Here is a 15,866-nt window from a genome sequence, read left to right on the forward strand (position 1 = left end):
CTCGGTACGAACGGCACAGCGCCCGCGTCAATGACGACGCGGGCGCTGTGCCGTTCGGGGAGTGGTGTGAATTCGTCTCGGCGAATGGGACCTAGCCGCCCGCACCCGCGATCTTCGACTCCTTGGGGACGGTGCGAATGAGCTTGTGGTTGGCGAACTCTCCCATGCCGAAGTGCGAGAGTTCGCGACCGAAACCCGAGCGCTTGACGCCGCCGAAAGGCAGTTCGGGGGCGGTTCCGGTGGGGTGGTTGATCCACACCATGCCGCTGTCGAGGCGGTCCGCGACCGCGTGCGCGGCGTCGATATCGCCCGAGAAGACGGTGGCTCCCAGTCCGAAGCTCGAGGCATTGGCTCTGGCCACGGCGTCATCGGCGTCGGTGACCGCGTAGACCACGGCGACCGGGCCGAACAGTTCCTCGCTGAACGCGCGCATGTCCTCGGTGACGCCGGTCAGCACGGTCGCCTCGAAGTACGCGCCGGGGCGATCGACTCGGTGACCGCCGACCTGCGCGGTCGCTCCCCGGTCGAGGGCGTCCTGCACGATTTCCGCGAGATCCTTCGCGGCTTGCTCCGAGGACAGCGGACCCAGCGTGGTGGCCTCGTTCTGCGGATCTCCCGGCTCGAGGTCTGCGAACGCCTTGGCGAGCCCGCCGACGAAGCGGTCGTACAGGTTCGGCTGGACGAAGAAGCGCTTGGCCGCCACGCAGCTCTGACCGGTGTTGGCCATGCGCCCGGTGGCGGCGCCCTCGATCAGGCGCTCGAAGTCGCCGCCATCGTCCAGGACGATGAACGGGTCGCTGCCACCGAGTTCGAGCACCGACTTCTTGAGGTTCTTGCCGGCCTGCTCGCCCACACTGGCTCCGGCGGCCTCGCTGCCGGTCAGGGATACGCCCTTGATCTTGGGGTTGTCGATGATGCGCGCGATCTTCGCCCCGGAGACGAACAGGTTCGTGTACACACCCCTCGGCGCGCCCGCATCGGCGAACAACTGCTCGAGCGCCAGCGCGGATTGCGGGCAGTTACTGGCGTGCTTGATCAGAATCGTGTTGCCCAGCAACAGATTCGGGGCCGCGAAGCGGACAACCTGGTACAGCGGAAAATTCCATGGCATCACGCCGAGTAGAGCGCCGATCGGTACGGTGCGCACGATGGCGGAACCGTCCGGAACGTCGATGCTCTCGTCGGCGGTCATCGCCTCGCCATTGTCCGCGTAGTACTTCAGAATCGACGAAGCCAGCGCGACCTCGCCCTTGCTCTCGCCGATCAACTTGCCCATTTCCAGCGTCAGCAATGGCGCGAGCTCATCCGCCCGATCGGTCATCAGTTGCGCGGCGCGGGCCAGAATCGCCGCGCGCTCGGATTTCGTCGTGGCGCGCCACGACGCGTAGGCGGTGTCCGCGGCATCGATTGCCGCATCGACCTGGGTTTCGGTGAACTCGTCGAATTCCTTGACCGTCACATTGTCGGCAGGGTTGATCGTCGCGATTGCCATGAATGATTCCTCTCGACGTGGTTGCGGCCCTCACCGGTTATCCCTCGCCGGAATCGGCAAACACCAACCCTCGACGCCTTACCCGACCCGCTGGCTCTCGGTGCCGAAGATTCGCCGGTAGATGTCCATGGCGTGGCTCGTTGTCGCAGGTGCACCGACCTCCAGGCGATATGTCCTCGTGCCATCGGGTAGGCGTTGTGCCTGAAGGAACAAGTCGGTCGCATGCTGTCGCCGCGCGAGCGCTGCCGCGAAATCATAGAGGTGTGTCACCACGATCACCGTCACCCCCGAGTCGAGCAGCGCTTCGGTGATCGGTGCCAGTATCTCGGTGGCTTCTCGTTCGCTGGTCGAGGCGAACGGTTCGTTCCACAGCACCATGGATCCCGGTCCGATCCGATCGGTCAGGTCCCGCACCCGCACCAGTTCCTCTTTCAACCTGCCGTATGTCATCGAGGCGTCCTCGTCGACTCGGAAATGGCTGAAGATTCCGGTCCGGATGTCGGCTTCGTAGGCTTCGGCAACGACGAACATGCCCGCCTGCATCATCAGCTGGGCGGTGCCGAGGCTGCGCAGGAATGTCGATTTCCCGCCGCTGTTCGCGCCCGTGATGACCGTCAGCAGTCGTCCGCGTCCGTCGATCGAGTTTCCTTCGATCGCCGATCGATGCGATAAGCACAGGGCTGGGTCGCGCAGGGATCGAAAATCGAAGCCGGTACCGCTGTCCGGACCAAGGGGCCGGGGGTAGCAGACGGGGTATCGGCGAGATTGAAGGTGTTCGTGGAGATTTACGCACCCGACGAGGAACGCCATCTCGGTGCGTGCGGCCTGAAAGAATCCGGCGAGCACTTCCGTGACGTGCGCGACGACATCCGCGACGCGATCGAGGCAGTTTCCGACAAGACGCGAGATGAACTTTCTGGCGCTCTCGTCTGTCGGCGAGATCTCGACCGTGTGCCGGTCCCGGGGCGCGAAAACGGTTTTTCTGCGTCGAGGCGGAGCCGGTGGTTCGTGCAGAACGGCGCCGACAATTTCTCCGTGGGCGCCGAGTGTCGCGCTCACCTCGAAGCCGTGTTCGAACTCCAGAGCGCGGATATATTGTTCGATGTCGGTCAAGTATTCTTCGGAGAACAAATCGGCGAGATTTTTCGTGAATCCTAGGAAGCCTGCCGATGTGAAGAGGGACGAGTTGGTATCGAGTGTGGCGCGCAAGCGACGCAAGTGACTGATCAATTTGGTGAGCGGTTCGAGCGACAGATACAGCTTGCCGCGCGCACCTCGATCGCGCCCGGCGGTCCATCGTCGTATATCGGTGGCGTCCTTGACGATGGAATAGAGCTCTCGGATGGTTGCGGGCTGTGCGCAACTGTCGCTGACCACCTCTTGCCGGTAGGCGATGACCTGCGGATCGAGCAATGATCTGGGCATCAGATCCGCGACCACGGTACGGATGAACCGGTCGCCACCCGCCATCGCGTCGTAGACGATCGACAGCTCCAGATCATCGGCCAGGGATGCGCCGTTTTCGCTGACCGAACCGTGGCTCCACGCCTCCGGACCGAGGAGATTCACCCTCACCGCGTCACCCTCTCGACGATGGCCTCGTATGTCAGGTCGAATTGGTTCGCGAGAGCCGCCGCGTACGCTCTGCCGTCTGCTGGTTTTCTCTCCACTTTGAAAGTTCGGAGTGTTGGGTCGGCTCCGACTCCGGCGACCATACTGACGATTCCGTCCATCCTCGTCAGTTCGTCGAGAAAGGTCACGAACAGTGCGATCGATGTCGTGTCAGAAATCTTGCGAAGAATTTGTTCGCCGATCCGCTGAGCATCCGAGGTGGCGGTCGAACTGAAACTCTCGTTGAGAATTATCAGAGTCCGATCGGTTGCGAAATCGAGTGTTTCATGGATGGCGATCAGTTCGCTTTGAAGTTTACCGGCCGCGTCCGAGGCGTGCTCCCGCCGCTCGAAATGAGTGGAGATGGTGTCCGGGAGCATTATTCTCGCTCGGCGGGCCGGGACGGGGCAGCCCAATGACGCGAGATAGGCCACCTGGCCGAACATTCGCGCGAACGTGCTCTTTCCACCTTGATTCGGCCCGGTGACCACGATGATGCGCTCGCCGTCGACGAGCTGATAGTCGTTGACAACGGGCATCGTCCCCGAGTCGACATTCTTCGTCGCGAGTGCCATGTCGAATGCGCCCTGCACCCGAATGCCGTCGAAGGAATCGGTCACCACGGGGAGGCAGAAGTCCATTCCGCGCCCGCCCAGCGTGTCGACGAGCCGGAGATACGCAAAGAAGAAGCCGAGCTCATCGCCGACTCGGCCGATCGCCGGGTCGATGAAATCTCCGAGGGCTCGGGTGTACTCCGTCAACTTGTGAAAGGGGCCGGGAAAGAGCCGAGCGAGTTGGTCGAGAACGCGTTCCTCGACAGGGTGAACGTTGGCGACCGTCGGGAGGCGACGCGGTGCGGGCGGACCCAGACCGGACGTGATCGGCGTGAACAGGCGCTCGATCATCGCCGTGTAGTCCGGTGCGTCCGTTGCGTGTTCGAGGATGATTCGATGCTCGTCGATCCGCATGCTGTAGCGAACACGCTCGAGGTCGGCGAGGATGTCCTCACACGATGAGACGAGCTCTTCGAATTGTTCGCGAGTGACGTAGGCGTGCAGATACTGCCGCCATGCGCTCAGGGCCGTGGAATTCAGGCGGACTCCGTTGAGCCCTTCGTGGAGCGAGAGCAGGGTGCGGCAGTAGGAATGCAGCAGACCAAGGCGACGGCGGCTCTGCAGAAGCGCGTGATGAAGTGTGGACAGCTCGGCGAGTCGGCCCCGGATATCCGTCATCGATCGCGAGAACGCCTCGAGTAACGCGCGCAGGTCCGGCGACGCGAGATCCTCGAAGACCTGCTGCCGGAACTCGACATCCTTGCTGTGCGGCAGAGGTGAGCGCAGCACCTGGTCGATCGATTCGTTCGGACCGGGCCCCGCGATCGCGGCGAAGACCTGATCGAGATTCAAATCCGCGATCATGCCCGGCTCGGGGCGTGAGATCGTCCGGCAGTCGGTATCGCGCCACAGCAAACTCGGTGCCTGCATCGTTCGTCCTCCCCATGTTCTCGGCGCTGTTGCCGGGGCATCGACGCGCGAGCTCGATCGAGTGCCGGAGTCCGATTTCGGACACACGAGATATGCGTTGCGGCAACGAGATAGAACCCGGCGCAGGCATCTCGCCCAGGGTACTGGTGAATGCTACTGTGTCCAGCAGTCGGGATCCGGGTCGAGGAGGTGGCCGCTATCGGATTGTGGGGGCGGGGTGTCGGCCAGGGCTCGGAAATCGATGCGTATGCGGCCGGTCGTGTCTCGCGACGTGCTCTCAGGAGAGTGCAATGGCGGATCGCGTGCTTGCAGCCCTTCACCCTTCCCGCGTTCGGAACGATACTCTCCGCCGAGAGTGGGATGCCGGTGAGAATCGAGGCGAGTTCGGACCTGCCCGCAGGTGTCGCGGGTCGGTGGTTTCGGCTCGGATCCGGTGATCTGATCGAATACGACGCCGATCTTCCGGAGGTCGCCCGCATCAACACCGTGCTGCACGAGGCCGGACATATCCTGTTCGGGCACGGGAGCGCCGACTATCAGCTGGCCGCGGACGAGGCGATGTGCTCGGTGCTCGATCCGTCCGCGATCGTGCATTTCACGCGAGTCCGGTACCGATCGGGGTACTACACCGACAGTGAGCACGAGGCCGAGGCGTTCGCCAGGAAGACGCTTCAGGCAATCCTCTGGAGCGATGTCGAGGCGAACGGTGCGTCGGGACTTCTTGCGGCGCTGGGCTTTCCGCGCTCTCGTATCGGATGACAGTGATGGTCGCGTTCGATTCGGCAGTAGCGGTACTGATTCTTGCCGGCGTGGCGGCGTTGGTTCGCCAACATCTGATTCAGGGAGTGCGGGGGCGATGGACTCCCGCGGCCGCGTTGACATTGCTTGCGCTGGGCTTTCTGCTGCAGACCCCGGCCGCGGAGGAAGCATTGGGGGGCATCCGGACCAATGGCGCCTACCTGGCGGGCCATTTGTGCGTACTCCTCGCGATCATGGCGACGACGCTGCATTGGCGTTGCAACCTGTCGCCCGATCCACCCGCTCGATGGCGGCTGCTGGCGATCTATGCCTTCTACGGTTGCGTGTTGGGTGTTCTGGTCTACTTGTTCGCGACATCGTCGCAACAGCCACACGGGGTCGGGTTCTCGCGTGAGTTCGCCGGCAGCGGTGGGATGCAAGCGTATTGGATTGTTCAGGCGTTGGCGGTCGTTCCCTCGGTCGCCACCCTGGCCAGGGTGGCGGCGAGGGCTACCGCGCAGGAACGGCGTTGGCGGCGAAGCTTTTTGAGTTTGCTGGCGGGGTCCGCGCTGACATTCACCGCGTGTGAGCTCTGGGTGGTCGTCATTGCCGTCTTCTGGCCGGGCATGCCTCCGGAGTGGGCTCAGCGGGTCACCTTGTGTTTGCAGCTGATGACTATCGTTTTGCTGGTGTGTGGGGTGATCGGTCCGGTCGTGCTGGGCTCCCTTCGCAGTGCTCGTCTTGCCTTCTTCTACCTCGAAGAACTTGCACCGCTACATGGTTGGCTGACCGCGAGGTATCCGCAGGTTCGATTCAGGAGTGCGCGCAACCGGCGTGCCGAGACGCGGGTCACCGATATGCTGGTGGAGATCAGTGACTCGCTACGTCTGTTGCAGCGAGACGATCCGGTGCTGGCGTTCGAGAATCTCCTCGACGACGAGACCATTCGCGTGGCCCTGGAGGACGGCGCCCACCACATCGGCTACGAACTCGCGGCCGCGCGGAACTTTCGAGTGAGGGGCTACGGACGTGAAGAGCTACTCCGTCGATAGGGCACGGAATCCGGCTTCAGACGCGGGGTTCGGGTAGCTCCGGGGCGTCGGCGGGTAGTCCCTCCTTGACACGCAGGAACTTCATGTAGTCGATGAGCGACGCCAGCGATTGCTGGGACAGGTCCGTGGCGCGGAATGCCACAGCATCGAGGCCCGGGGTGTTGCGCAACCGCAGGTATTCGATCTCTTGCTGGCCACGTCGCCATACATCGTCATCGGTGAAGAATCGGATGTCGATTCCGAAGGCCGCAGCGAGACCTGTCGCGTGTTTGAGCGACGGGTTCTGCTTGATACCTGAACGCAGTTGCGCGACATACACTGTCGAGATCGGGTAGCCGCGTGCGGTGGAGCGTCGTGCGATCTCCTCCGCGGTATACCGCCGTCCTTCGGGGTTGGGCATCGTCCGGAACAGGAACTCGACCCGGTCGGAGAAGGGGGTGCTGCCCATGTCACTCCTTGCCGACGGGGCGCTGTTGTGGTGGAGCGGATGCTACAGCATACACCTGCTATGGCCACGACGCGCCTGTCATGTAATGGCGGCGAGGCGCCCTTGTGGCGCGTTTGTGAGCTGGGGCACAGTTGGTGACCGAGTCCAATTTATGCCACAGCATCGTAGATATGCTGTGGCATACTTCGGGGGCGTGAGTGGGCCCCGCTCGTACCGAGCGGAGGCATGAAATGCCTTCTGCCCCCGTAGTTTTGCGCTGACGCGCACTGAGTTGTATTGCGCCGATGCGCATCGAGTTCCTGTTGTTTTCGAAAGGTGGAACTGTGGCGGCCTGCACATATATCGAGATTCGGCTGTGAACCGATGTCGTCCCCGACACGAGAATGGCTGAGCAACATCGCATCTGGTCCGGTGGAGATGGTGCCGGTGCACCTGATCGTTCCCGGAAGGTCGCCTCGGGTCGGCGGCCAGCGCAGCGCGGAGTACATACGGATCCTGATGGAAACCGATACCGCCTTGCCGCCGATCATCGTGCATCGCCCGACGATGGGCGTCATCGACGGCAACTTACGCCTCCTCGCGGCCGTCGAGATGTGCGAACGCAGCATCGGCGTGCGGTTCTTCGACGGCAGTCGTGAGGATGCGTTCGCGTTGTCGGTATACGTCAATGTCCGGCACGGAGTTCCGTTGTCATTGTCCGAGCGCAAGGCCGCCGCTGGCCGGCTCGTGATGACGCATCCCGAATGGTCGGATCGTTCGATCGCCGCGACCACGGGCCTGTCGCACAAGACGGTGAGTACCGAGCGGCGTCGTGCAAGTGGGGAAAATGCGCAGTCGCACACGCGGCTGGGTAAGGACGGCAGGGTACGACCGACCGACACCTCCGAAGGCCGTCTGGCGGCCGCGGCGATCCTGAAGGAGAATCCCGACGCGTCCCTGCGGCAGGTGTCCAAGATCGTCGGCATCTCACCCGGGACCGTGCGCGACGTTCGTGAACGATTGAAGCGCTCCGAACACCCGATTCCGCAGGCGGTCCGAGATCGGCTGGACCCGAACGCATCTCGCGCGCAGGATACCGGGAGGCCACACGCGCACGGCTCGGAAATACCGATGGAGAACCCCGGGGCGATCGCCATCCCGATCCAACAGGTGTTGCTGCAGAACCTGCGAAACGATCCCGCACTGAAGTTCAACGAACGCGGGCGGCTGCTTCTGCGCAGCCTGGCCTACTCGATGATCGACCTGGATCAATGGGTGCGCATGACCGGGGAGGCGCCCGAGCACTGCCGAGCAACGCTGGCCAAACTGGCCAGGGCGAATGCCGAATCCTGGAGTGCGTTGGCGGTCCGGCTGGAGGCCGGGGGGCCGACGAGGCTCAGCAGTCGACTCTCGCAGGCCAACGGTTAGCGCACATCGATGACCCGCGTCGTCGCGACGTGATGAATGGTTGTCCCTATCAGGAGAAATGCTGTCATGGACATGGAAGTCGACCCGCTCGAACGACGTGCGCTGAAAGTTACGGTGGCCGACGCGGTGGCGGAGGTGACGTTGCTGGGACCGGGCAAACACAACGCCATGGGCCCGGATTTCTGGCGCGAACTGCCCGAGGTTTTCGCCGAGCTCGACGCCGATCCGGTTGTGCGTGCAGTCGTGATCGCGGGATCGGGTCCTAACTTCTCTGTCGGGCTGGACATTCCGGAGATGCGCGGGTTGTTCGACGTCGTGCTCGGTGATCGAGCCCTGGCCGCGGCACGCACGGATTTGCATCGGGAGATCGTGCGAATGCAGCGGTCCATCAACGCGGTCGCGGACTGCCGAAAGCCGGTGATCGCCGCGGTTCACGGGGTGTGCTTCGGAGGCGGCGTCGACCTCATCGCCGCGGCGGACATCCGGTACGCGTGCGCGGACGCGCGGTTCAGTGTGCGCGAGACGAAGATCGCCATCGTCGCGGATGTCGGTGCGCTGCAACGGCTTCCCGGCATCATCGGAGACGGTCACGTGCGCGAACTCGCCTTCACCGGCCGTGATATCGATGCGGAGCGGGCGTTGTCCATCGGGCTGGTCAACGACGTTCTCGCCGACCAGCGTTCGACGCTTCGGGCCGCGCGCGCGACCGCGCGGGAAATCGCCGCGAATCCACCGCTGGTGGTGCAGGGGGTCAAGGAGGTGCTGGGGCATCCACGTGTGGCCCGGGTCGATGAGGGGTTGAGGTATGTCGCGGCGTGGAACGCGGCATTTCTTCCCGCGCAGGACCTGGCCGAGGCGCTGCGCGCACTCGACGAAGGCCGACCGGCGAGATTCACCGGACAATAGCCGATGCGATGAAAAGTGAAGCGCCCTAGTCAGTTTGAATGTTCGATGGGAGACTGTCGCGGTGTCCTCACCAGTTGAGTTGAACAAAGACCCTGCCATCGGCCCCGAGCGGGGGTTGGATGCGAACGTCGTGAAGATCGCCCTTGTTCTCGTGCTCGGCACGATCATGGCCATCCTCGACATGACGGTCGTGAACGTCGCGCTGTCCACCTTCCAGCGCGAGTTCCACACCTCCTACGCGATCGCGGCGTGGACGATGACCGCCTACACGCTGGCGCTGGCCGCGGTGATTCCTCTCGCAGGATGGGCGGCTGATCGTTTCGGTGCGCGCCGGCTCTACCTGGCCGCGTTATCGCTGTTCATCGTTGGCTCGGTGCTGTGCAGTGTCGCCTGGAATATCGAGTCACTCATTGCCTTTCGCGTGGTGCAGGGCTGTGGCGGCGGAATGATCATGCCGTTGGGCATGACGATTCTGACGCGAGCCGCCGGCCCGGATCGGATCGGCCGGGTGATGGCGATTCTCGGGATCCCGATGCTGCTCGGTCCCATCTGCGGTCCGATACTGGGTGGCTGGCTGATCGATTCGGCGAGCTGGCACTGGATCTTCCTCATCAACGTCCCGGTCGGTCTGCTGGCCATCGTGGCCGGTGCCTTCGTGTTGCCCCGGGATGGCGCATCCACCCGCGAACCCTTCGACTTCCTGGGGATGGTGCTCGCTTCTCCGGGACTGGGTCTGCTCCTGTTCGGCTTCTCCTCGATTCCCTCGGCGGGCACCGTGGTTGCGGTGAGGGTGCTCGTGCCGATCGGTATCGGTGTCCTGTTGCTGGTCGGCTTCGTGGTGCATGCCCTCCGGGCCGCACATCCTCTGATCGACCTGAGCCTGTTCCGGAACCGTCAGTTGTTGCTGGCGGCGCTGATCATGCTGTTGTTCGGCGCGGCCTTCTTCGGCTGCACCCTGCTCATGCCGACCTACTATCTGCAGTTGCGGGGCGAGTCGCCCCTGCACACCGGCGTGCTGCTGATCCCGCAGGGGATCGGGGCAATGCTCGCCATGCCGCTCGCGGGAAAGCTCACCGATCGGATCGGTGCGGGACGGATCATCGTGGTCGGCGTCGTGCTGATCGCGATCGCGATGGCGTCGTTCACTCAGATCGGTTGGGATACGCCGTATGCGCAGATCATCGCCGGTCAGTTGGTGATGGGCGCGGGGCTGGGATGCACGATGATGCCGACCATGGGCGCGGCGCTCCAGACGCTTTCGCACGAGCAGACAGCTCGCGGGTCGACGTTGATGAACATCGTCAATCAGGTCGCCGGATCGATCGGCACCGCCACGATATCGATAACGCTGACCAAGCTGATCCAACAGCACGAGCTCGCCGCTGCCGTCATCGCGGCGCGGTTGTCGCAGGGTGCTCCAGGCCCGGCGCTGAGTCCTGAGCAAAGAGAATCAGGGCTGCGCCAGGCGGGAGAGGCATTCGGGCACACTTATATAGTCGGTTTGATATTGATCGCCATTGCGTTCGTTCCGGCAATTATGCTGGCGCGTCGATCGGCCGTGAGGCACGGCTCGTAGCTATTGTCGATGGAATTCCCCTGTGGCGCCGCTCGTTCTCGAGTGGCGCCACACTTGTTCAACCCGAGTAGCGCAGGTGCTCGAACACGCCGAAGCAGTCCAATTGGTCTGGTGCACAACTGGATTCGAGCGGTAACGTGCTGAGCGAGAACAACACGGTTCTTCGCTAGGAGTTTCACCGTGACCGATGTATCCGAAATTTCTTTCAATCCTTTTGCGCCCGGATTCACAGACAATCCGTATCCGCAGTACGCCGCTCTCCGTGCGGCGGTTCCGGCCTATGAGCATGCCCTCGGATTCTGGTTTCTCTCACGCTATTCCGATGTGCACGCGCTGTTGCGTTCCGATGCCTCCGTCGATTTGAACAATCTTGGTCATGGGCGCTACCGCGAGATGACCGAGCAGCTGTACGGCGAGGTCATGACTCCTCGCCTCGGCGGTCTGTCGATGCTCGATCGCGACGCTCCCGACCACACCAGGCTCCGAAAGCTGGTGACCAAGGCGTTCACGCCCCGAGCGGTGGCCGGCCTGGACTCCAAGATCCGGTCTCTCGTGGATGGGAAGCTCGACGAGATCGGCCGGGCCGGAGGCGGGGACGTGGTGGCGGATCTGGCTTTCCCGCTTCCGTTCGAGGTGATCTCCGAGCTGCTCGGTATGCCGGAGACCGACCATGATCGAGTCCGGGATCTCTCGGGCATCCTGGCTCGCTCGTTCGAGCCGGGCATAGCTCCGGACGCGATGCGTGAGATAGTCGCCGCCGACGCGGAACTGGCGCAGATCATCGCCGAGGTTGTCGCGTGGAAGCGGAAGCATCCCGCCGATGATCTGATGTCGGAGCTCATCGTCGCCGAGGACGAGGGCGATGTGCTCAGTGATGCCGAACTCGTCGCCCAGGTGGAGCTCATCTATCTGGCGGGCTACCACAACACTGTCAATATGATCGCGAACGGCGTGCACGCGCTGCTTCAGCATCCGGATCAATTGGAACTTCTGCGCCGTGATCCGGTGTTGATCGATAATGCGGTCGATGAATTGATGCGATTCGATACACCCACGCAGTTCCTGCGCAGAATTACACTGGAACCGTATCGAGTCGGCGAGGTGGAACTTGCTCCCGGCTCTTTCGTCCTACTGAGTATCGGCTCGGCGAACCGCGACGAAAACTTCTGGGGTACAACAGCGGACGCGGTGAAAGTGGAACGTGAGAATGCTCGCGCACACCTGTCCTTCGGGGCGGGGTCGCGCTTCTGTCTGGGATCGGCACTTGCTCGAATGGAAGCAAAAGCGGCGATCGGTGGTCTGGTGAACAGATTCCATGATCTCGCCGCTGACGGCGACGTCCGGTGGAACGGCCGAATCAATTTGCGTGGCCCGGAGTTTCTTCCGATCTCGGTCTGATCGAGGACGTCACCATCAGTTCTTTTTGCCTGTGAGCCTCCTGAAGGCGCAGGTCGTTAGCTGTGCGCCCGCTGAGGCGGGGAGGAGTTCGGAGCATGATCGAGTCCAATGCCGTCGACGCGGGGACGAGCGGTGACATCGCGATCGTCGGAATAGCCTGCAGGGTCCCGGGTGCGGACGATCCGCGTATGCTCTGGAACCTTCTGGACGAAGGTCGGCACCACGCCGGAGCGTTGGACGATGTGGCGTCCTTCGACGCCGAGTTCTTCGACATCTCCCCGGCCGAAGCGACCCGAATGGACCCGCAGCAGCGACTTGCGTTGGAACTGGGTTGGGAGGTCTGTGAAAGCGGCCGGCTCTCGGCCTCCGCGCTTCGCGGGACCGGCGTCGGTGTCTTTCTCGGAGTGATGGCAGATGACTATGCGGGGCTCACGCGTGCGAGCGCCGATGCACCCAATCGCTTCACTAAGACCGGACTGGGCAGAAGCCTGATCGCCAACCGCATATCGCATTTCATGGGCTGGCACGGTCCGAGTCTGTCGATCGACAGTGGGCAGTCCTCGTCTCTGGTCGCGGTGCACCTGGCATGCGAGAGCCTGCGGCGCGGGGAATCCACCGTGGCCCTCGCCGGCGGTGTGCAACTCAACCTCGATCTCTTCGGAGCCACGGTCATGTCCGAGTTCGGCGCGGTCTCGCCGGATGGCAGGGTGTACGCCTTCGACGCTCGTGCCAATGGCACGGTGCGCGGTGAGGGCGGCGCGCTGGTCGCCCTCAAACCGCTCGAGCACGCCCTCGTCGATGGGGACGAGATCTTCGCCGTCGTCCGGGGCTCGGCGGTGAACAACGACGGAATGACCCCGTCGGTCGCTGTGCCCAGCGCCACCGCGCAGGAATCGGTGATCCGGCAGGCGTGCGATGCGGCGAGAGTCGATCTCGGCGACGTTCAGTACGTCGAGTTGCACGGCACCGGAACAGTGGTCGGCGATCGCATCGAGGCGGCCGCACTGGCGGCCGCCTACGGAGCGGGACGATCGCCCCACACGCCGTTGCTGGTCGGTTCGGTGAAAACCAATCTCGGCCATCTCGAGGCGGCTGCCGGCATCCTCGGCCTGCTCAAAGTGGCTCTGGCACTGCGCAATCAGACGATTCCCGCGAGCTTGAACTACCTCTCCGCCGATCCGGGCATGCCGATGGATCGATTGCGGGTCGTGGACGCCCGGCAGCCATGGCAACAGCAGCAAGGCCCTCGGCTCGCGGGGGTCAGTGCCTTCGGCATGGGCGGAACGAACGCGCATGTGATTCTCGCCGAAGCGCCCTCACCATCCGAAGTGTCGCGGTCCCTGCCCGAAGCGGCTGTGGCGCAGCGGGTATCACCTGCGTCGATACTGCCATGGGCATTCTCGGGAAAGACCATCGCGGCGGTGGCGGCCCAGGCCGAGCGGCTCGGTGCTTTCGTGTCGGCGACCGGGGTCTCGCACGCGGATGTCGCGGCGTCGCTGACTCGGCGCAGTGTTTTCGATCATCGCGCCGTCGTATTGGGTGCAGAAGTCTCGGAGCTGATCGCCGGCCTGGACGCGGTCAGTTCCGGGCGACCTCGATCGGGTGTGGTTACCGGACAAGCGATCTCAGGGGATACCGCCTTGGTGTTCTCCGGTCAGGGAGCGCAGCGACTCGGCATGGGGCGCGAACTCGCCGAGGCGTTCCCGGTCTTCGCCGAGGCGTTCGACCGCGTGGTCGTCGAACTGGATCGGTGGCTGGATCGTCCGCTGCGCGAGGTCGTGTGGGGCGATGACGCTGCTTTGCTGGATTCGACGCAGTACGCGCAACCTGCGCTGTTCGCGATCGAGGCGGCGCTGTACCACCTGCTGGTGTCGTGGGATGTCGCAGTGGACGCGGTGGCGGGTCACTCCGTGGGTGAGATCGCCGCTGCCTACGCGGCGGGGGTCCTGTCACTGTCGGACGCGGCGCGGCTGGTGGTGGCCCGGGGCCGATCGATGCAGGCGTTACCACCGGGTGGGGCGATGGTCGCGATCCAGGCCGATGTGGACGAGATCGGCGAATTCCTCTCGCCCGAGGTGAGTGTGGCGGCAGTGAACGGACCCGCCTCGGTGGTGGTGTCCGGAAGCGCCGACGCGGTGGAGTCGATCGCCGCGGTGTTCACCGGCAGGGGTCGCAAGACCACGCGATTGCGGGTATCGCACGCGTTTCATTCGGCGCTGATGGAGCCGATGGTGGCGGGATTCGCGGCCGAGATCGCGGGAATCACGGTGTCGCCGCCTCGGATTCCCGTGGTGTCCACCCTCACCGGGCAGCCGGCCGCGGCTGGTTACGCGGAGGTGGACTACTGGGTGGAGCATGTGCGCCGACCGGTGCTGTTCGCCGACGCGGTGGCGACATTGGCCGAGACAGGTGTGACCCGCTTCCTGGAAGTAGGTCCGGATGCGGCGGTTGCACCGCTGATCGCCCAGAGCGTGGATCCGGACCGGGCGCGGGTGATGGCCACCGCGCAGCGTGAGTGCCTCGGACCGGCGGCGCTGGTCGCGGGCCTGGCGGAATTGTTCGTCGCCGGCGGCACGGTGAACTGGTCTGTCCTCACGGCGAACTGCGGTGGGCGTCAAATATCGTTGCCGCCGTACGCGTTTCAACGCCGCCGCTTCTGGTTCGACAGCACGCCTGCCCAAGAGGATCACGTCGTACCCGGGTTTCACCCCCTGTCCGCCGGGCAGAGTGAGGAGCAGAGATTCGCCGCGCTGCTCGAGGTGGTGCGTCAGCACGCCGCCGTGCTGCTCGAGTACCAGTCCGGAGACGAGGTTGCGGCGGGAAGGTCGTTCAAGGCGCTCGGGTTCGATTCACTCGCAGCGGTGCGGTTTCGCAACGCGCTTTCCACCGCGACCGGCCTGCGCCTGCCGTCCAGCCTGATCTTCGATCATCCGACCCCCGACGCGCTGGCTGGATTCCTGGTGTCCGAGTTGGCCGCCGAGCCGGAACCCGTGCTCCCGTCATCGAGTGCGGTGCGCGGAGATTCGGGCGAGCCGCTGGCAATAGTCGGAATGTCGTGCCGTTTCCCCGGTGGAGTCTACGGTCCGGCGAGTCTGTGGAACCTGGTCGACCAGGAAATCGACGGGATCGAGGATTTTCCGGCGGACCGTGGCTGGGACGCTAGCCGATGGTACGACCCGGAACCCGGTGTGAGTGGTAGGTCTTACACCCGTTCTGGCGGATTCCTCAATGCCGCAGGTGATTTCGACGCCGAATTCTTCGATATCAGCCCCAGGGAAGCCCTCGGGATGGATCCTCAGCAGCGATTGCTGCTGGAGGTGTCCTGGGAAGCGCTGGAGGACGCCGGGATCGACCCGCACTCGCTGCGAGGCAGCGATACCGGTGTCTATACCGGCCTCATGTCCTATGGAGGCTCCCTGGCCGGTGACATCACGATCAACGGACTTCCGTCCGCCGCGGCGAGCGTGGCGTCCGGTCGCGTCTCCTATGCCCTGGGTCTGGAAGGCCCGGCCGTGACCCTGGACACCGCGTGCTCCTCGTCGCTGGTCGCATTGCATGTGGCGGGGCAGGCGCTGCGCTCGGGCGAGTGCGAGGTCGCGCTCGTCGGGGGCGCCACGGTGATGAGCACTCCCGAGATGCTCGTGGAGTTCTCGCGGCAGGGAGGGCTTTCGCCGGATGGGCGATGCCGTTCGTTCTCGGCCTCGGCCGATGGGACGGGCTGGGGCGAGGGTGTGGGTGTGCTGGTTGTCGAACG

At 64.0% G+C, this 15,866-nt stretch carries 11 protein-coding genes; 7 read left to right on the top strand and 4 right to left on the bottom strand.

Features of this window, described 5'->3' with window-relative positions:
* Positions 1-91: 91 nt before the first annotated feature.
* From NJ1_RS36315 to NJ1_RS36325, 3 genes are all read right to left on the bottom strand, one after another.
* Positions 92-1,492 (bottom strand): NAD-dependent succinate-semialdehyde dehydrogenase, encoded by a 1,401-nt coding sequence (locus NJ1_RS36315; protein WP_084479222.1) that lies wholly within the window; start codon positions 1,490-1,492, stop codon positions 92-94.
* A gap of 78 nt (positions 1,493-1,570) precedes the next feature.
* On the bottom strand, positions 1,571-2,932 hold the full coding sequence (locus NJ1_RS36320) for a MutS-related protein (protein WP_169813253.1): 1,362 nt from the start codon (positions 2,930-2,932) through the stop codon (positions 1,571-1,573).
* Positions 2,933-3,063: 131 nt separating this feature from the next.
* Positions 3,064-4,071, bottom strand: a complete 1,008-nt coding sequence (locus tag NJ1_RS36325) for a MutS-related protein (protein WP_169813254.1) — start codon at positions 4,069-4,071, stop codon at positions 3,064-3,066.
* An 876-nt stretch (positions 4,072-4,947) separates the two neighbouring features.
* Between NJ1_RS36325 and NJ1_RS36330 the strand changes: the two genes are divergently transcribed.
* Positions 4,948-5,346 (top strand): hypothetical protein, encoded by a 399-nt coding sequence (locus NJ1_RS36330; protein ID WP_067704423.1) that lies wholly within the window; start codon positions 4,948-4,950, stop codon positions 5,344-5,346.
* 5 nt (positions 5,347-5,351) lie between these two features.
* Complete coding sequence (locus tag NJ1_RS36335; protein ID WP_157574594.1) at positions 5,352-6,377, top strand: hypothetical protein; 1,026 nt, start codon at positions 5,352-5,354, stop codon at positions 6,375-6,377.
* Between the two features lie 16 nt (positions 6,378-6,393).
* Here NJ1_RS36335 and NJ1_RS36340 read toward each other — a convergent pair whose 3' ends face one another.
* Positions 6,394-6,825 (bottom strand): helix-turn-helix transcriptional regulator, encoded by a 432-nt coding sequence (locus tag NJ1_RS36340; RefSeq protein WP_067704428.1) that lies wholly within the window; start codon positions 6,823-6,825, stop codon positions 6,394-6,396.
* Positions 6,826-7,188: 363 nt separating this feature from the next.
* On the opposite strand from NJ1_RS36340, the gene NJ1_RS36345 reads away from it, so the two are divergent.
* The 5 genes from NJ1_RS36345 to NJ1_RS36365 form a co-directional block, all read left to right on the top strand.
* Positions 7,189-8,232, top strand: coding sequence for a winged helix-turn-helix domain-containing protein (locus NJ1_RS36345; RefSeq protein WP_084479224.1), 1,044 nt, complete (start codon positions 7,189-7,191; stop codon positions 8,230-8,232).
* Between the two features lie 66 nt (positions 8,233-8,298).
* Entirely contained in the window at positions 8,299-9,138 is an 840-nt protein-coding gene (locus NJ1_RS36350; protein ID WP_245717739.1) for a crotonase/enoyl-CoA hydratase family protein, read from the top strand.
* A gap of 61 nt (positions 9,139-9,199) precedes the next feature.
* Positions 9,200-10,714: a DHA2 family efflux MFS transporter permease subunit gene (locus NJ1_RS36355; RefSeq protein WP_067704430.1), complete on the top strand. Its 1,515-nt coding sequence runs from the start codon at positions 9,200-9,202 to the stop codon at positions 10,712-10,714.
* Positions 10,715-10,894: 180 nt separating this feature from the next.
* Complete coding sequence (locus NJ1_RS36360) at positions 10,895-12,112, top strand: cytochrome P450 (protein WP_067704432.1); 1,218 nt, start codon at positions 10,895-10,897, stop codon at positions 12,110-12,112.
* Between the two features lie 95 nt (positions 12,113-12,207).
* A partial coding sequence (locus tag NJ1_RS36365) for a type I polyketide synthase (protein WP_157574596.1) occupies positions 12,208-15,866 on the top strand: 3,659 nt, incomplete at its 3' end.

This window comes from Nocardia jejuensis NBRC 103114 (assembly GCF_001613145.1).
Taxonomy (GTDB): Bacteria; Actinomycetota; Actinomycetes; order Mycobacteriales; family Mycobacteriaceae; genus Nocardia; species Nocardia jejuensis.